We start from the raw sequence: 16601 nt of genomic DNA on the forward strand, positions 1-16601 counted from the left end.
TATAACATTACATGAAAAAGAATATTGCCATTATCATGGGGGGCTATTCCAGTGAATATAATATTTCTATAAAGAGTGGTAATGTGGTATATAAATATTTAGACAAGGAAAAATTTAATGCATATCGCATTATAATCTCCAAAGAAAAATGGGTTTACCTGGATAATGACGAAAATGAAACAATCGTAAACAGGCACGATTTTTCGATAAAGTTTCAGAATCGCATTCTCCGATTTGATTGCGTATTTAATGCAATTCATGGTTCTCCAGGGGAAGACGGATTGATGCAGGCCTATTTTGCCCTTTTAGAAATTCCTCAAACTTCATGTGGTCATTATCAGGCGGCCCTGACATTTAATAAAAGAGATTTACTAAGTACACTTAAACCTTATGGCATTAAGGCAGCAAATTCTTACTATCTGAATTTGGGCGACACTATTGATCATCCGGCCATTGTCGAAAAAGTTGGCCTTCCTTGCTTTGTAAAAGCAAATAAAGCTGGAAGTAGTTTTGGTATCTCCAAAGTTTATGAGAAAAAAGATTTACAAGCAGCAATTGACAAGGCATTTCTGGAGGACGATGAGATTATCATTGAATCTTTTCTAAGCGGTATTGAAGTTTCTGTGGGCGTCATAACTTTTAAAGGTAAAACAATGGTTTTACCTTTAACGGAGATTGTTACGGATAATGACTTTTTTGATTATGAAGCAAAATATGAGGGGAAATCAAAGGAAATTACTCCCGCCCGTTTAACCAAAACTCAGGAAGACAACGTAAGACATCAGGCAAAAAAGGCATATGATGTTTTAAAAATGACAGGTTTCTCCAGAAGCGAATTTATTTTTATAGGGAACGAGCCTTGCATGTTAGAGATGAATACAACTCCAGGCTTAACAGAAGAGAGCATCTTACCACAACAGGCCGGTAAAGCAGGCATAAGTTTACCAGAGCTATTTGAAAATGCCATAAATGAAGCATTAAAGTAAATTGAGTAAATTTAACTTCTAAACCAAGAATCCTAATGAAGCGCGCTATTTTTCCAGGTTCCTTTGACCCGATAACTTTGGGTCATTCCGATATTATTGAAAGGGGAATTTGCCTCTTTGATGAACTCATCATTGCTATTGGAATAAATGCTGAAAAAAAATATATGTTCTCTCTAGAAGAACGTATGACGTTTATTTCAGAGGCCTTTAAAGACGAGCCGAAAGTCAAAATTATGACTTATGAAGGCCTTACAATAGATTTTTGTAAGAAAGTAAATGCTACATATATTCTTCGCGGACTTCGAAACCCGGGAGATTTTGAGTTTGAAAAGGCTATTGCACATACCAACAGAAAGCTTTCAGAAATTGAGACAGTTTTTCTACTTACCGCTTCCGGTAAATCATTTATCAGCTCATCAATTGTAAGAGATGTCATCAGAAATGGCGGAGATTATAGTGTTTTAGTACCCAGTACTGTTAAATTTTAATGATGTTTATCGATTAGCCCATGTATTTCTTGGGCTATACGCCTTCACTTTTTTTGTATTTAATACCCGAAATTTCACAAAATATTGAATTTTAGTAGGAATTTACTTTCTTTTTGAGTTATTTTATCGTGTAACCCATGTAAAATTGGAGTCACACAACGAGTTTGGACTAGTTCACAACAATCATTGACAAATGATGGAAAATCGCATTACTTTAGTAAGAAATTACGGTCGAATGTTGCGTGAAACCCGAACACCTTCCTATGATTACCTTATAAAACAGTTACCTATTTCAACGGTATTTGTGGACAAGAAATTCAAAATAATCCATGCCTCAGATAAATGGATTACCGATTTTGATTTTGCCAAAAGAGCTGTTCTTGGAAAGTCATTATTTGAACTCTTTGAAGACATCAGTAAATCTTGGAAAAAAGACCTCAATGCTGTACTTAAAGGCAAAGCCAGGCTAACTGGCATAGAAAACTTTTATGATACTCAAAAAAATGAAAAGTGGTTTGAGTGGGTAAATGTTCCGTGGTATGACGAAAAGGAAAATATTATTGGTGTCATTATTCAAACAAAGGATATTTCTGATACAATTTTTGATGATATTAAGCTGGAAAAGCTTGAAATTTTGCTTAGGGATAAATCCGAAATTTCAAAAATTGGAAGTTGGGAGTATGACGCAGTCCAGGATAAATTATCCTGGTGTAAAATAACCAAAAGAATTCATGAGCTACCTGAAGATTTTGAACCAGATATTGAAAGTAGTATAAATTTTTATAAGGAAGGCTATAATAGAAATACAATAGCCATGGCAGTTGATAGAGCTATGACAAAGGGGATAGCCTGGAATGAGACTTTACAATTAATAACCGCAAAAGGAAAAGAAATCTCAGTTTTAGCGGCAGGAAAACCTGTTTTTAAAAATGAAAAGTTTTTGGGCCTTATTGGCACATTTAAAGATATTACAGATGAAGTACTGAACAAGGCAAGAACGGAAGAACAAGAACGTATTTTCAGCAGTATTTTTAATTCTTCTTATCAGTTTACCGGTATTTTGGATACCGAAGGTACTTTCCTGGAAGTAAACGATACTGCTTTACAATTTTCCGACCTTAAGCAGGAGGATATAATTAACAAAAAGTTTTGGGACGCCTACTGGTGGCCAATTCCGGATATGGTAAAAGAAGGGTTAAAGCAGGTTGTAGCTGCCGCAGCCCAGGGAGAGTTTATGCGGAGTGAGATAGTGGTTCTGGATAAAAATAAACAACCTATCCCTGTAGATTTCAGTCTAAAACCTATTTACAACGAAGATGATAAAGTAGTATCCCTTTTGGCCGAGGGCCGTATGATTAAAGAAATGGTTGAGGCCAGACAGAAGCTTAAAATAAGTGAAAGGAAATTTAGGTCCTTATATGAGTTGTCTCCAATTGCTTATATACTTAGTGATTTTGATACCGGGGAGATCCTGGATTTTAATAGTTCCTTTGAAACGGCAACAGCCTATAGTAAAGAAGACATGGCAAACTTAAAGTTCGCCGATATTATACCAGATTCATCCAAGCATAAATTGATTAATTTCTTAGAGGAAGTAGATTCAAAAGGTACTTATGGTCCTTTTGAACATATGTTTACCAAAAAGAATGGAACGACATATCCCGTTTTAATAAGTGGATCCTTGGTAGGCAACAAAAAAGGAAGAAAATTACTTTGGTCAACTGCACAGGACATCTCCGAAGTAAAGAAAAAAGAAAAACAAATTAGGGAAGAGAAAAAACTATTAAAGACATTAATAGATAACTTACCTCTTAATGTCTATATAAAAGATCTTGAATCCAGGAAAATTTTAGTGAATAAATCAGAATTGATTTATTGTGGGTTAAAGGAAGAATCTGAGGTTATAGGCAAAAGTGATAATGATTTTTACGACGAAAAATCCGCTTTAATTTCCAGAGAAGAAGACCTGGATGTCATTAATAGCTTAAATCCAATTTTGGGTAAAGAAACAATAAGTGTGAAAAAAGATGGAAGTTTAACGAAATTTTTGACTTCCAAAATTCCACTTATTGGTCCGGATGGTAAGGCCAATGGTCTGATAGGGATAAGCATGGATATTTCTGATCTTAAACAACAGGAGCAGGAACTTAGAGACCTTATAAATGTTACTTCTATTCAAAACAAACAGTTAATTAATTTTGCTCACATTGTATCACATAATTTAAGATCTCATACGGCAAATTTTTCCATGTTATTGGAGTTTCTGGTCGAGGAAAAAGACGCGAATGAACAGGAGAATATAGTAAGAATGCTCACCGAGGCATCCGATAACTTATTGGAAACCCTGGACAACCTAAATGAAGTAGTGGCCATTAGTACCAACGTAAATCTAGATAAAAAACCAGTTAATCTAAATGAAAAAATTGCAGCTGCGGAGCAAAATTTAGCAGCATATCTTAAAAAGAACAATGCTAAAATTATAAATAATATACCCGATGACACTTCTATTAATGTAATACCCGCTTATATTGACAGTATACTAATGAACTTTATTACCAATGCTGTAAAATATAAGGACGACAGCCGAGATCCGGTAATAAAATTAACTGTCTCTAAAAACGAGAAATATACTATTTTTAGTATAGAAGATAATGGACTTGGTATTGATTTGAATAAATATGGAGAAAAATTATTTGGAATGTACAAAACATTCCATGATAACTCAGATGCAAGGGGTATTGGGTTATATATTACTAAAAATCAAATTGAGGCCATGAATGGAAAGATTATGGCTTGCAGTGAGGTGGGTAAAGGAACTACGTTTAATATATATTTTAATGACAAAAATTAAGTCAATAGCCATTATAGATGATGATCCAATAACCGTTTTCGGAATTAAAAGAATGCTTAGCACCTTAAACGTAAGTGAGAATATAAATAGTTATGTAAACGGGAAAGAAGCCATTGATGATTTTAAAAGTATTATAAAAAATAACGAAGAAATCCCCGAGGTTATATTTTTGGATATAAACATGCCCATAATGGATGGATGGCAATTTCTTGAAGAATTCATAACATTGCCCATAGCACATAAGATAAGAATCAATATTTTAACTTCATCTATAGATCCGGCCGACAGGGAGAACTGGCAATACTATATGACCAGGACGCACCACATTATAGATTACAAAAACAAGCCTATACAAAAGAAGGAAATTGAAGAGATTACGAAGGCAGCTTAAATCATAAGCCGGAATTTTGTTTAATTTTGATAAGGGATTTGCCAGAATTTATATTTCCAATTTTCATGAAACGCCTCTTAGTTTTCTTTTTATGTGCTTCACTTATTTCTTGCGAAAATAAAGAAGAAGACAAAAAAACTGAATTTGTTACCCCTTTTGAAGCCTCTGAAGGGAAAAAAACACCTACTTATGCGGAGACCATTGATTTCTATATTGCTTTAGCAAAAGAATTTCCAGAAATAAATATTCAAACTATTGGTGAAACAGATAGTGGATATCCTCTGCATGTGGTGACATACAACCCTGAAGGCGACTTTAATTTCGACAAAATAGGACAGAGAAAAACTACTATATTAATTAATAGTGGTATTCATCCAGGCGAAAGTGACGGAGTGGACGCCAGCATGCTTTTATTTAGAGACTTGGGGACTAAAAAACTACCAGCGCCAAAAAATATTGTCCTTGTAACCATTCCAATCTACAATGTAGGCGGTGCTTTGAATCGGAATTCTACATCAAGAGTAAATCAGAATGGGCCTGAAGAGTATGGCTTTCGGGGAAATTCCAAAAATTATGATCTTAACAGAGATTTTATAAAAAATGACACCAAGAATGGCCGAACATTTGCTAAAATCTTTCATTTGGTTAAGCCAGATATTTTTATTGATAATCATGTCAGTAATGGCGCAGACTATCAATACACACTTACTCATCTATTTACCCAGCATAATAAATTGGGAGATAAAATGGGAGCTTATTTACATCATGAGTTTAAACCAGCTTTAGAAGCTTCACTGGTAGACGAAGGCTGGGATATTGCTCCTTTTGTCAACGTGTATAACAAAGTTCCTGAAAATGGATTCTCTCAGTTTATGGACCACCCAAGATATTCTACAGGTTACACGGCCCTATGGGGCACCTTAGGGATGATGTTGGAAACACATATGCTTAAACCATACAAGCAAAGGGTAAAAGGCACTTACACTTTTTTAAATAAAGTTATGTTACTAGCCGAATCCCAAAGTAAAAAAATAAAAGAAATACGAGAGGATATCCAGAGCAGCAGAAAGAATTGGGAGTATTATCCGTTATCCTGGGAAATAGATTCCACGCGTACTACGATACTGAATTTCAAAGGCTACCATGCAGACACTGTTCAAAGTGAGGTTACAGGCTTACCCAGACTAATTTATGACCGTAGTAGGCCATTTAACAAAGAAGTCTCTTACCACAATTATTTTGTGTCCAAAGATTCTGTGACAATTCCGAAGGCATATGTTGTGAGTAAGGCATGGAATAGGGTTATAAATCTTATGGATTTAAATGAGATTTCATATTCACTTGTAAAAGAAGATACCTCACTAATCGCAGAGGTATATAAAATAAAAGATTACAAAACCAGACTCAATCCCTATGAAGGGCATTACCCGCATTATAACACCAAGGTTTTGTGTTCAAATAAACGCGTGGCCGTTTATGAAGGCGATTATATAATTCCTACAGATCAGCCGGGAATTCGATATATTATGGAAACTCTTGAACCCGCAGCTGTAGATTCATTTTTTAATTGGAATTTTTTTGATCCTATTTTACAGCAAAAAGAAGGTTTCTCACCCTATGTGTTCGAGGATCTTGCACTAGAAATATTAAGAGATAATCATCGCCTTCGCGAGAGTTTTGAATACAAAAAAGAGAGGGATGAAGCCTTTAGTCAAAATTCATACGATCAATTGCAATGGATATATACGCGTTCCAAATATTATGAAGCTTCCCATTTACGGTATCCTGTTTATCGTATTCCAAAGGATACAACTAACTAATTAAAACAAAACTAATCTGCAAATAGTGATTTTATATTGGTATAAGAATTTTCCAGAGCCTTATGAATTTTCTGAGGCCCTTTCCATTTAACTTTTTCTATGCCCTCGCTTTTTTGACCAACTAACTTTCCTTTGTAAGCTGTTTTCATTGCATACCAATGAACTTCCTTGAGCTTGTAGATTCCGTTTCTTTTAAAAATGTGGTAAGTAGTCCTCAGGAAATTTTCAATCTTTAACCCTTTTACCCCAGTTTCTTCTTCAACTTCTCTAAGTGCACAATCTTCAATAGACTCGCCTTTTTCACGTTTTCCTTTGGGCAGGTCCCATTTATCATTCCTATATATAAAAAGAACTTTACCCTTTTTGTTGGTCACCACACCACCACCGGCAATTTCCATTGGAATTTTTTTTGTAAATTTTTTTAAAATTTCCTCGTGGTTAGGATGATAAATAAATGCCCTGTTCATCTTTTTTTTTGCCAATGCATCGATTGCATTGTTAATGGCTTCGCCATTCATCATAAAATACTCACCATTCACGGTATCCGACAATTTGTTTGTTAAAATCAAAGGGGCATCTTTAACAAAAACTTTATACATTTGTGAAATGGTTTTAGATAAGCACACTGCGGCAAAAACAGCCGAGCTCCTACTGCAAATTAATGCAATAAAGTTGAAACCAGAAAATCCTTTTACTTGGGCCTCCGGGTGGAAATCTCCAATTTATTGTGACAACAGGGTAATTCTGTCCTTTCCGGAGATCAGAAATTATATAAGAGAACAAATTGCAAAACAACTTGTCGACTTATATGGGAAGCCAGATATAATTGCTGGTGTGGCCACGGGGGCAATTGGAATTGGGATGCTTGTTGCGGACTATCTGGGGTTGCCTTTTATTTATGTAAGGCCGGAAGCTAAGTCCCATGGAAGACAAAATCAAATTGAGGGTCAGTTATCAGCTAATCAGACTGTTGTTGTTATTGAAGATCTTATAAGCACTGGTAAAAGCAGCCTTAATGCAGTAGAAGCCTTAAAGCTGAACGGAGCAGTGGTAAAGGGTATGTTAGCAATTTTTACATACGGTTTTAGTATATCTGAAGAGAGTTTTAAAGATAAAGGGATAGAACTTCACACGCTTAGCAATTATGAATATCTTATTGAGCAAGCCTCTTCCAGCAAACATATTAAGGAGGGCCAATTAAAAACACTAATTGAATGGAGAAACAATCCTTCAATATGGAAATCATGAAATAATGGAAATAGTAACTGAAAAGAAAACCGTTTCAAAAAACGTAAAGGATGTTTATGAATTTGTTATTGATCTTAAAAATTTTGAGCAATTAATGCCGGATAGCATCGATAAATTTGAAGTTTTAGACACAGACACTTTCTTATTTGCTCTTAAAGGGATGCCGCAAATAGTACTTAAAAGAAAAAAACAACAACCTTTTAATAAACTGGTATTAGGAGCTGCCAGTGAAAAATTGCCATTTACACTTACTGTGGATATCGATTCTAAAAACGATAACCAAACAGAAGTAATGTTAAGCTTCGAAGGAGAATTTAATTCAATGATGGCTATGATGATAAAAACGCCCATTACTAATTTTATGAATGCACTATCAGATAATTTGAGCGAAATTTAAAAATCATTCCTATAGTATAACCATTAAGTTTTAGTGTAAAAGTTCCAATTCCTTAAATGCATATTCCTTTAAAATAGAATCTTCCAATTCTATTACTAAATTACCTTCCGCAGAGATTCCACGAATATACCCTGTAAACAACTTGGAATCCCTGTCTTTGAAAGTAGACGGTTTGTCTATCCTAAATAGTAACATTTCATACTGTTTACGAATATCAGAAACTTTTCCAGATTCAAATTCATTAAAAAGTATTTCAAGATTTAGCACTAAAGATGTGAGCACCTCATCAAGATTAAAAGTCTTACCCTTAATTTTTTTTATCGATGATGCTTTTTTTAAATTTCCGAATTCTAGTTGATTAACGTTCAATCCAAATCCAATTATAGAAGACTGAATTAAATCATTCTTTAAATTATTTTCGATTAGAATACCGCATATCTTAAAATTACCTGACAGAATGTCGTTAGGCCATTTAACTCGTAAATTTGGTATAAATAATTTTTTAAGTGTATGGTAAACCGCTAATGATGCGATTATATTTAACAAAAATTGTTCATGAATACGGTAGTTTTTAAAGTACTTTAAAACGCTAAAAGTTAGGTTTTTACCTGCTTCTGACTCCCATTGAGTCCCCATTTGCCCGCGACCATTCAACTGCTCATTCGCAGTAACAATTGTAAAATCTTCCAGTTTCTCTGAAAGCAATAACTTTTTCAGGTAGGCGTTTGTTGAATCCGTGGCATCAAGTTTGATCCTTTGCATATAGGCTTGTACGTTTTTCATCTACAATGTTATGTTAAAAACAGTAGCTAAGAAAACAAAAAAACAATAACTTTGTAGAAATTAAAATTATTGAATGCAGAAAAGGAAAGCTAGTGCAGATGAGTTAATTACCTTAATCTTAGATGGAATAGAAGAAGTTAAAGGACTCGAGATAAATGTACTTGACCTAAGAGAAATAGAAAATACTGTTTGTGACTACTTCATAATTTGTAATGGCACTTCTAATACGCATGTTAATGCGATAGTAAATTCAATCCAAAAAACAGTAAGTAAGGCATTAAAAGACAAACCATGGCATGTTGAAGGATCTGAAAATGCAGAATGGGTGTTGCTGGACTATGTAAACATTGTTGTTCATGTATTCCAAAAACATATACGAGAATTTTATGACGTGGAGGGGCTTTGGGGAGACGCAAAGTGCACTATGGTAGAAAGTAGTTTTAATCAGTAAAAAAAGACAATGGCAAAAGATAATAATACCCCGCAAAAGAAACCTAGATTCAGTTCCTGGTGGATTTATGGTTTGATAGCAATATTCTTAATTGCGTTCCAATTCTTTGGAAGTGATAATCTCACTTCAACCAAAACAACAACTACCTCAGAATTGCAGGAATATCTTCGCAATGGAGATATCACCAAGATATTGATTATCACCAACACCAATCAGGCTAAAGTTTTCCTATCTGATGAAGCACTCGCAAAGGATGTGCATAAAGATGTGTCTGAAAAGCCTTTGTTTCCTTCAACAGGTTCTATTCCCCAATATGTATTGGATTATGGTGATTTACAAATTTTTCAAAATGAAATAACCGAAATAAAAAAGGAGAATAACTTAGATACCATAGTAGAATTTGATAAAGAGTCTAATGTCTTTATGGAGTTGTTGTTTTCTATACTCCCATTTGTACTGATCATTGGTATATGGATTTATCTCATGAGAAGAATGTCCGGAGGTGCCGGTGGAGGTGCAGGTGGTCAGATCTTTAATATTGGAAAATCTAAAGCAAAGTTATTTGACGAAAAAACCGATACAAGAACTTCTTTTAAAGATGTTGCCGGTTTAGAGGGTGCCAAAGAAGAAGTCGAAGAAATAGTAGAATTCTTGAAGTTCCCTGATAAGTACACTTCCTTAGGAGGTAAAATTCCAAAAGGAGCGATTTTGGTGGGACCTCCGGGTACCGGTAAAACATTGCTCGCTAAAGCAGTTGCGGGAGAAGCAAAAGTTCCCTTTTTCTCATTATCTGGATCAGATTTTGTTGAAATGTTTGTTGGGGTAGGCGCCTCAAGAGTTAGGGATCTGTTTAAGCAGGCGAAGGACAAATCTCCGGCAATTATTTTTATCGATGAAATTGATGCTATAGGACGGGCAAGAGGTAAAAACAATTTCACTGGATCTAATGATGAACGTGAAAATACCCTGAACCAGTTATTAACGGAAATGGATGGTTTTGGAACAAATACCAATGTAATTGTATTGGCTGCTACCAACAGAGCTGATGTATTGGATAAAGCTTTGATGCGTGCAGGTAGATTTGACAGACAGATTTATGTTGATCTGCCCGATATTCGGGAAAGAAAGGAAATATTTGAAGTACATCTTAGACCAATAAAAACTTCTGAGACACTTGATCTTGATTTTCTGGCCAAACAAACACCTGGATTTTCGGGAGCAGATATAGCCAACGTCTGCAATGAAGCTGCACTTATTGCGGCCCGTAAAGAAAAAAAGGCCGTTAACAAACAAGACTTCCTTGATGCGGTGGACAGAATTGTCGGTGGACTTGAAAAAAAGAATAAAATTATTACCCCGGAAGAGAAAAAGACTATTGCCTATCATGAGGCTGGCCATGCAACTGTAAGTTGGATGCTGGAACATGCTGCGCCATTAGTAAAAGTTACTATAGTCCCAAGAGGTCAATCTCTGGGTTCAGCATGGTATTTGCCCGAAGAACGCCTTATCGTTCGTCCGGATCAAATGAAAGATGAAATGTGCGCCACTTTAGGAGGCAGGGCCGCTGAAAAAGTGATATTTGATAAAATATCTACCGGTGCTCTTAGTGATTTGGAAAAAGTAACCAAGCAGGCCCGTGCTATGGTAACCATTTATGGGCTTAATGACCAAATTGGAAATATTACCTACTACGACTCCTCCAGTCAAAATGAATATGGGTTTACCAAACCTTACAGTGAAGAAACTGCCCAGGTAATTGATGAGGAAATTTCTAAATTAATAGAAGAGCAGTATAGACGAGCTATTGAAGTGCTGAATGAAAATAAAGATAAACTTACAGCATTGGCTGAACGCTTATTGGAAAAAGAAGTTATCTTTAAAGAGGATTTAGTTAAAATTTTTGGCAGTCGCCCTTTTGACAAAGTATTTGATAAAAAAGGTCAGGAAATAGTTGATACTGATGAGCTAGCACCTGAAGAATCTACCAAAGAAAATAAATAATAATTCTAAACGTTGTTTTTTTAATAAGTCGAGCATTATTTGAAGCCTAATTATATCGATGGGTATATTTGACAAGCTATTTGGTGGTGGTAAAAAGAAAGTTTCCAAAGCAACGGTGGAAACCAGGGGGATGCATATGCCCGACCTAAATATCCCGGTTGATGAGAAGTTTACGATTCATTTTAAAAAGAATGGTGGTAAATTTATTTATTGTGATTCTTTTGATGAAGTTTCAGAAGCTTTAAAAAATATAATTGAGGAAAATCATTGGGAGGAAGTTCCTTTCTTTGTAATGAATCCCCTCTTAAAAGACAAATTTTCTAAAGACAATTTAAGGTTTACAGATAGGGCAAACGAGAGTGAAATTTTCTTTACTACCTGTGAGCATTTGGTTGCCCAAAACGGATCTATTTTAGTTTGCTCAAACCAGCTTAAAGAAAAGAAGCTTAACGAGTTGCCAGATAATGTTATTGTTTTCGCCACAACCAGCCAGTTAGTAAGCACAATTGGAGAGGGTTTAAAAACAATCAAAAAGAAATACAGACAAGTTATCCCCGCAAATATTACTACTATTAAACATTTTCAGGGAACTGAAGAAAATGCCAATGATTTTCTAACCTATGGTAGCAGTACAAAACACCTGTACTTATTACTTATGGAAGACCTTTAGTATGAAAGAACTTCTTAGGCGATTATTGACCGGAGCTGTTTATGTAATTTTGCTTCTTTCTGCCGTTTTTCTAAGTTCAGATGCATTTGACTTTCTTTTTATGGTCTTTGGTCTGGCATGTTTGTATGAATATAAAAGATTAGTACATCTCCGGGGGTACTATGTTTTTATAGCTTATTTAGGCCTATGGTGGGCTTATATTTATCTTATAGATGATAAAATATTGATCAATGTGCTCATGTTTCTGACTATCATTGTCAACCTTAGTTTGATTTACTACCTATTTTCTAAAAAGAAAAAAATCTATTATAATTACGAAAAATTTATAGCAGGTCTTTTCTATGTTGGTGGCGGATGTATTTTCTTGACTATGATCCCATATAAGGATAATGAATTTGCTAAATACCTTATTATGGGGATTTTTATATTAATTTGGGTAAATGATTCATTTGCCTATGTAGTGGGTAAAACATTAGGGCGCACAAAACTATATCCGGCGGTGTCGCCTAAAAAAACTATTGAAGGAACCCTGGGAGGGTTGGTTTTTACTTTGGGAGCTGCCTATTTTATGGCAAAATATGAAGATATTGTAAACCCGGCACAATGGGTCATTCTAGCGGGAGTTATTGTGCTGACAGGAAGTTTGGGCGACCTTATTGAATCTAAATTAAAAAGACAGGCTGGTGTTAAAGATAGTGGCGCCATTTTACCTGGACATGGCGGTATGTTAGATCGCTTAGATAGTTTAATATTTGCTGCCCCTTTTGCTTATTTAACTTTAATGTTATTTTCGTATGTTTCATAGAGAAGGCCAGAAAATTATACTAACAACTTTTTTTAGCGTTGGTATTGCTATTGTATTGGCTCACTTTTATATAGTTGAACCTTGGTTAAAGTATACGGTTCAAATTTTAGCATTAATCATATTAATTCTTATTCTCCAGTTTTTTAGAAATCCGAAGAGAGTTATTAATAAAAATTTTAATGATATACTGGCTCCTGTTGACGGGAAGGTAGTTGCTATAGAAGAAGTAGAAGAGGAAGAATATTTTAAGGATAAACGCATACAAGTTTCCATCTTTATGTCACCAACCAATGTGCATATAACCAGATATCCATCTAGCGGGGTTATTAAATACTCTAAATATCATCCTGGTAAATTCCTTGTTGCCTGGCATCCAAAATCAAGTGAAAAAAATGAACGAACAACCGTGGTGATTCATACACCAAAATTTGGGGATATTCTCTACAGACAAATTGCGGGAGCAATGGCGAGGCGTATTATAAATTATGCAGAGATTGGTGAAAACGCTCAACAAGGTGAAGATTCGGGCTTTATTAAATTCGGGTCCAGGGTAGATTTACTATTACCATTAGACAGTGCTATCACCGTAAAATTAAATCAGAAAGTTGTCGGTGCCAAAACCTGCATCGCCACAACTCCTCACAGGGATGAAGAATGATAAATTATATAGCGATTTTCTAGAAGCAGTACAGCTTGTAAATGACTATAAGAAGCCTTTACCAGCAGACTTATTACTGAAGTTATATGCCTACTACAAAATTGCCAATAAAAACTACAATAACCCTGGAAGTAAGACCCCATTAATAAATGCATTTAAGGCCAATGCCTTGATTCAGGCGCAGAATATTGATCGGAATGAAGCGATGGACCTATATGTAAGTTTAGTGCAAAAAGAGATCGTCAACAAACCATAAGGGCTATTATTCATATAGATCTTTAGAATCAGCTTTGCATAAATCATAAATTAAATTTCCTATTTTTAAAGATATATCCCCAAAGAATCGCTTACCTTTTTCCCTGGTGGCAAGATCCGGATTCCCTACGCCGGTATCCTCACTTATCTCTGACCATTTTCGCTCCGCCCATACCCAGCCCTCTGTAAATGCTTTAATCTTAAAACTTTTAGATTTACCAGTCCCCCATTTATCTTTTGGCAATACTAATTCAGGTTTAAGATATAACATAAGACTTGTCTCCATTTCTTCCGCATGATCGCCTTCATTTTCAAAATAATCTGATCTATTCATGGCCTGAAACCAATTGGAGAAACAAATAAACATATGCGGATATTTTAACCCTAATTCTCTAACTAATGGCTTAAAATTATTTCCGCCGTGGCTGTTAAAAATCAAAAGCTTGTAAATCCCCTGACGATTAAGGGTGTCTATTATGTCGTTTAAGATGGCCAGTTGAGTAGTGGGATTAAGATTTATGTCGAGTAAGATATCAGATTGCCCTGTATTTACACCAAACGGAATTGTTGGTAAAACAATTGGTTTTGCACCCTTTTCCCATGCAATTTTTGCCGCAGCAGCGGCAATATAATCCGCCTCATATATATCTGTGGCATAGGGTAAATGATAATTATGCGCTTCGGTAGCTCCCCATGGTAGTATAGCCATTTCAAAATCTGTCTTTTTAATGGCTGCCCAGTTAGATTCAGCAAGTATGTATGGTCTTATCCCCATATTTTATTCTTATAACACTGCATCGGCAGTTAATGATTCTCTTTCTATATAGGTAAAATATATCCCTCCAATAATTGTAATAACAAAATACATCCCAACAAAATAACCTCCTCCCGTAACTTGGGCATTAATACCAAACCAATCTCCAGTAAAAAAAATGAGCAAAAGTCCAAGTATTCCTCTAAAAAGTTCTATCCATACAGCATTTTTGCTTCTATCCATAAGGGTAGTATAGCCATATATTCCTAAAAAAACGAAGACTCCAAATAAAAGTAAGCCATTGAAACCAATTTCCGAATAGTTATAAAACATAAATAGTAATAATATTAAAGTAGTTAACATTTGAAAAATTATATACCCTTTAAAAGCAAATGAAGCTTTTGTTTGATACCGTTGAAAATGATATACGTCTTGTATTACACTTATCGGATAATTCTCTTTAACATCTTCTGGCCTCCACCCTGTAGGCATAAACCATATTCTTACTTTATCCAAATAGTTCTCCGTATGCCACGCATCTTTAATTAATCGCCAAATATGCTGAAAATTAATTAGTAGTGGATTCCAGGTACGAGCTGGTTTCAAAACTCCATATTGGGGTGGCACCTCTGCCAGTTCTTCCTGAAAAGTACCAAACATACGGTCCCATATGCATAATACCTGACCAAGGTTTTTATCAATATATTCAGGATTTATTGCATGATGAACCCGATGCTGGGACGGTGTAACAATTATATATTCTAACCATCCCATTTTTCTTATATGCTGAGTGTGATACCAAAACTGGGCAAAAAGATGGATGGGTGCCAGAATTGCAATAACTTTTGTAGGAACTCCAAGAATTGCTGCAGGAATTAAGAAAAGTGGAAAATAGCCTATTAAATTGGAAACTGACTGTCGCAAGGCACATGCTAAATTGAATTCCTCACTGCTGTGGTGTATTACATGTTGATTCCAAAAAAAATTAACATGATGGCTTAGCCGGTGATTCCAATAACCTGCAAAATCGATAACAATAAAGGCAATACCCCAAACTAACCAGCTGGTTTTTATTTCTGTTAATGCGAGGTGCTCCAATAAATAAGGATAACTTACGATTATGATCCCCAGACCAAGGGAATCCTTCAAAATATTAGTCAGACCGGAACTAATACTACTTACAGTATCCAGAACCTTGTGCTTTTGATTTTTAACAAAGTATCCGAAGAGTATTTCTATACCCAATAAAAAAATAAAAAAAGGAATGGCATAAAGGAGTGCAGTTGCGTAAGATTCCATTTAAAAATGTGCTTCTTCAAAGATAGAAAAATTCATCAATTAGCATTTCAACCCATACTGACAAACCAGTCTATTTATAAATAATGCATGCATATACTAGTTGAAAGGACCAACCATTATATGGGCTCTATGAGTTCCGGGATCCATAAGCCATGGCATTCCTGGTGCGTGAGGTTTACTGGGAAGCCCTGTAGATTCGGTTGTAGCAAATGGTGTATAAATAACATATCGAAACTTTCCGTCTTTCAAATTACCGGTAGTTTTATCATAATTCTCATCGGTGCCATAAAATATATACATCATGCTAGGCTCCTCAGGCATTATTATTTTTCCTGAAGCTATTTCTTCTCCTCTAATCTCTCGTTTTTCCTTAAAGTTTTTACCCTGAGCAGTAAGTTCTCGCCCCCTGGCCATAAAGGGTTCAAGTTTCTTAGAATAGCAACTGACACTTATACCTTCTTTAGAGGGGTCATCACACAGGCACACCAGGTTATTGGTTCCTTTACGCAACACTACCAATTTGCCTTGTTTGTCATAGCCGTATACCATAGCATCTGCTTTATCTTCTTCTGGTGCCGGTAAGACTGCAGTATTTATTTGAATTTCTGCTGGTAATATTTCTAATTGACCCTCTTGAGCTCCCAGGGAAATAATAAATAGAAAGAAAAATGATATCAGTATTGGTTTCATCCGAACGTACTTTGTCTAAAGATAAACATCATCTGGGAAAACCTCAAATAATGA

Annotated in this window: 18 protein-coding genes; 13 read left to right on the forward strand and 5 right to left on the reverse strand. The window is 35.3% G+C overall.

Going from position 1 to position 16601, the window contains the following annotated elements; genetic code table 11:
- Nucleotides 1–11: 11 nt before the first annotated feature.
- The 5 genes from Q0X66_RS11965 (at nt 12) to Q0X66_RS11985 (ending at nt 6536) form a co-directional block, all read left to right on the forward strand.
- Nucleotides 12–986 (forward strand): D-alanine--D-alanine ligase, encoded by a 975-nt coding sequence (locus Q0X66_RS11965; RefSeq protein ID WP_297706646.1) that lies wholly within the window; start codon nt 12–14, stop codon nt 984–986.
- A 35-nt stretch (nt 987–1021) separates the two neighbouring features.
- Complete coding sequence (gene coaD, locus Q0X66_RS11970) at nt 1022–1474, forward strand: pantetheine-phosphate adenylyltransferase (RefSeq protein WP_297706648.1); 453 nt, start codon at nt 1022–1024, stop codon at nt 1472–1474.
- Between the two features lie 193 nt (nt 1475–1667).
- A complete protein-coding gene (locus tag Q0X66_RS11975) occupies nt 1668–4325 on the forward strand; it encodes a PAS domain S-box protein (RefSeq protein WP_297706650.1) in 2658 nt (885 codons plus the stop codon).
- Nucleotides 4312–4716 carry a response regulator gene (locus tag Q0X66_RS11980; RefSeq protein ID WP_297706652.1) on the forward strand — a complete coding sequence of 135 codons (405 nt, stop codon included), beginning with the start codon at nt 4312–4314 and terminating at the stop codon, nt 4714–4716. The genes Q0X66_RS11975 and Q0X66_RS11980 overlap by 14 nt, the downstream gene beginning before the upstream one ends.
- A 65-nt stretch (nt 4717–4781) precedes the next feature.
- Nucleotides 4782–6536: a M14 family metallopeptidase gene (locus tag Q0X66_RS11985; protein WP_297706654.1), complete on the forward strand. Its 1755-nt coding sequence runs from the start codon at nt 4782–4784 to the stop codon at nt 6534–6536.
- A gap of 11 nt (nt 6537–6547) precedes the next feature.
- On the opposite strand, the gene Q0X66_RS11990 is transcribed toward Q0X66_RS11985, so the two are convergent.
- On the reverse strand, nt 6548–7135 hold the full coding sequence (locus Q0X66_RS11990; RefSeq protein ID WP_297706656.1) for an NUDIX domain-containing protein: 588 nt from the start codon (nt 7133–7135) through the stop codon (nt 6548–6550).
- Between the two features lie 7 nt (nt 7136–7142).
- Here Q0X66_RS11990 and pyrE point away from each other — a divergent pair, with 7 nt between their 5' ends.
- Together pyrE and Q0X66_RS12000 are read left to right on the forward strand one after the other, a co-directional pair.
- The gene (gene pyrE / locus Q0X66_RS11995) at nt 7143–7784 is read left to right on the forward strand and encodes an orotate phosphoribosyltransferase (protein WP_297706658.1); all 642 of its coding nucleotides are present in this window, start codon (nt 7143–7145) and stop codon (nt 7782–7784) included.
- Nucleotides 7785–7788: 4 nt separating this feature from the next.
- On the forward strand, nt 7789–8181 hold the full coding sequence (locus Q0X66_RS12000; RefSeq protein ID WP_297706660.1) for an SRPBCC family protein: 393 nt from the start codon (nt 7789–7791) through the stop codon (nt 8179–8181).
- A gap of 30 nt (nt 8182–8211) precedes the next feature.
- Here the strand turns inward: Q0X66_RS12000 and Q0X66_RS12005 are convergent, their stop codons facing one another.
- Complete coding sequence (locus tag Q0X66_RS12005) at nt 8212–8964, reverse strand: biotin--[acetyl-CoA-carboxylase] ligase (protein ID WP_366938694.1); 753 nt, start codon at nt 8962–8964, stop codon at nt 8212–8214.
- Between the two features lie 73 nt (nt 8965–9037).
- Here Q0X66_RS12005 and rsfS point away from each other — a divergent pair, with 73 nt between their 5' ends.
- From rsfS to Q0X66_RS12035, 6 genes are read left to right on the forward strand one after another with little or no spacing between them, the layout of a single operon-like run.
- The gene (rsfS, locus tag Q0X66_RS12010; protein ID WP_297706663.1) at nt 9038–9415 is read left to right on the forward strand and encodes a ribosome silencing factor; all 378 of its coding nucleotides are present in this window, start codon (nt 9038–9040) and stop codon (nt 9413–9415) included.
- A gap of 9 nt (nt 9416–9424) precedes the next feature.
- The gene (ftsH, locus tag Q0X66_RS12015; protein ID WP_297706664.1) at nt 9425–11416 is read left to right on the forward strand and encodes an ATP-dependent zinc metalloprotease FtsH; all 1992 of its coding nucleotides are present in this window, start codon (nt 9425–9427) and stop codon (nt 11414–11416) included.
- Between the two features lie 58 nt (nt 11417–11474).
- A complete protein-coding gene (locus Q0X66_RS12020) occupies nt 11475–12086 on the forward strand; it encodes an LUD domain-containing protein (RefSeq protein WP_297706666.1) in 612 nt (203 codons plus the stop codon).
- A gap of 1 nt (nt 12087) precedes the next feature.
- Nucleotides 12088–12891, forward strand: a complete 804-nt coding sequence (locus Q0X66_RS12025; protein ID WP_297706668.1) for a phosphatidate cytidylyltransferase — start codon at nt 12088–12090, stop codon at nt 12889–12891.
- Nucleotides 12881–13549 carry a phosphatidylserine decarboxylase family protein gene (locus Q0X66_RS12030; protein ID WP_297706670.1) on the forward strand — a complete coding sequence of 223 codons (669 nt, stop codon included), beginning with the start codon at nt 12881–12883 and terminating at the stop codon, nt 13547–13549. The genes Q0X66_RS12025 and Q0X66_RS12030 overlap by 11 nt, the downstream gene beginning before the upstream one ends.
- Nucleotides 13539–13805, forward strand: coding sequence for an acyl-CoA-binding protein (locus tag Q0X66_RS12035; protein WP_297706672.1), 267 nt, complete (start codon nt 13539–13541; stop codon nt 13803–13805). Before Q0X66_RS12030 ends, Q0X66_RS12035 begins: the two co-directional genes overlap by 11 nt.
- A gap of 6 nt (nt 13806–13811) precedes the next feature.
- On the opposite strand, the gene Q0X66_RS12040 is transcribed toward Q0X66_RS12035, so the two are convergent.
- The 3 genes from Q0X66_RS12040 to Q0X66_RS12050 form a co-directional block, all read right to left on the reverse strand.
- A complete protein-coding gene (locus Q0X66_RS12040) occupies nt 13812–14579 on the reverse strand; it encodes a creatininase family protein (protein WP_297706674.1) in 768 nt (255 codons plus the stop codon).
- Between the two features lie 9 nt (nt 14580–14588).
- The gene (locus Q0X66_RS12045) at nt 14589–15857 is read right to left on the reverse strand and encodes a sterol desaturase family protein (RefSeq protein ID WP_297706675.1); all 1269 of its coding nucleotides are present in this window, start codon (nt 15855–15857) and stop codon (nt 14589–14591) included.
- 96 nt (nt 15858–15953) lie between these two features.
- Entirely contained in the window at nt 15954–16547 is a 594-nt protein-coding gene (locus tag Q0X66_RS12050; protein WP_297706677.1) for a hypothetical protein, read from the reverse strand.
- Between the last annotated feature and the right edge of the window lie 54 nt (nt 16548–16601).

The organism is uncultured Eudoraea sp., from assembly GCF_947260015.1.
Lineage (GTDB): Bacteria > Bacteroidota > Bacteroidia > Flavobacteriales > Flavobacteriaceae > Eudoraea.

What these genes read in the sequence shown, in the direction of transcription:
- ftsH (WP_297706664.1), top strand. Translation starts at nt 9,425, where the DNA reads ATGGCAAAAGATAATAATACCCCGCAAAAGAAACCTAGATTCAGTTCC.
- pyrE (WP_297706658.1), top strand. Translation starts at nt 7,143, where the DNA reads ATGGTTTTAGATAAGCACACTGCGGCAAAAACAGCCGAGCTCCTACTG.
- Q0X66_RS12035 (WP_297706672.1), top strand. Translation starts at nt 13,539, where the DNA reads ATGAAGAATGATAAATTATATAGCGATTTTCTAGAAGCAGTACAGCTT.
- Q0X66_RS11985 (WP_297706654.1), top strand. Translation starts at nt 4,782, where the DNA reads ATGAAACGCCTCTTAGTTTTCTTTTTATGTGCTTCACTTATTTCTTGC.
- coaD (WP_297706648.1), top strand. Translation starts at nt 1,022, where the DNA reads ATGAAGCGCGCTATTTTTCCAGGTTCCTTTGACCCGATAACTTTGGGT.
- Q0X66_RS12050 (WP_297706677.1), bottom strand. Translation starts at nt 16,547, where the DNA reads ATGAAACCAATACTGATATCATTTTTCTTTCTATTTATTATTTCCCTG.
- Q0X66_RS12040 (WP_297706674.1), bottom strand. Translation starts at nt 14,579, where the DNA reads ATGGGGATAAGACCATACATACTTGCTGAATCTAACTGGGCAGCCATT.
- Q0X66_RS12000 (WP_297706660.1), top strand. Translation starts at nt 7,789, where the DNA reads ATGGAAATAGTAACTGAAAAGAAAACCGTTTCAAAAAACGTAAAGGAT.
- Q0X66_RS11980 (WP_297706652.1), top strand. Translation starts at nt 4,312, where the DNA reads ATGACAAAAATTAAGTCAATAGCCATTATAGATGATGATCCAATAACC.
- Q0X66_RS12020 (WP_297706666.1), top strand. Translation starts at nt 11,475, where the DNA reads ATGGGTATATTTGACAAGCTATTTGGTGGTGGTAAAAAGAAAGTTTCC.
- Q0X66_RS12005 (WP_366938694.1), bottom strand. Translation starts at nt 8,964, where the DNA reads ATGAAAAACGTACAAGCCTATATGCAAAGGATCAAACTTGATGCCACG.
- Q0X66_RS12025 (WP_297706668.1), top strand. Translation starts at nt 12,088, where the DNA reads ATGAAAGAACTTCTTAGGCGATTATTGACCGGAGCTGTTTATGTAATT.
- rsfS (WP_297706663.1), top strand. Translation starts at nt 9,038, where the DNA reads ATGCAGAAAAGGAAAGCTAGTGCAGATGAGTTAATTACCTTAATCTTA.
- Q0X66_RS11990 (WP_297706656.1), bottom strand. Translation starts at nt 7,135, where the DNA reads ATGTATAAAGTTTTTGTTAAAGATGCCCCTTTGATTTTAACAAACAAA.
- Q0X66_RS12045 (WP_297706675.1), bottom strand. Translation starts at nt 15,857, where the DNA reads ATGGAATCTTACGCAACTGCACTCCTTTATGCCATTCCTTTTTTTATT.
- Q0X66_RS12030 (WP_297706670.1), top strand. Translation starts at nt 12,881, where the DNA reads ATGTTTCATAGAGAAGGCCAGAAAATTATACTAACAACTTTTTTTAGC.
- Q0X66_RS11965 (WP_297706646.1), top strand. Translation starts at nt 12, where the DNA reads ATGAAAAAGAATATTGCCATTATCATGGGGGGCTATTCCAGTGAATAT.
- Q0X66_RS11975 (WP_297706650.1), top strand. Translation starts at nt 1,668, where the DNA reads ATGATGGAAAATCGCATTACTTTAGTAAGAAATTACGGTCGAATGTTG.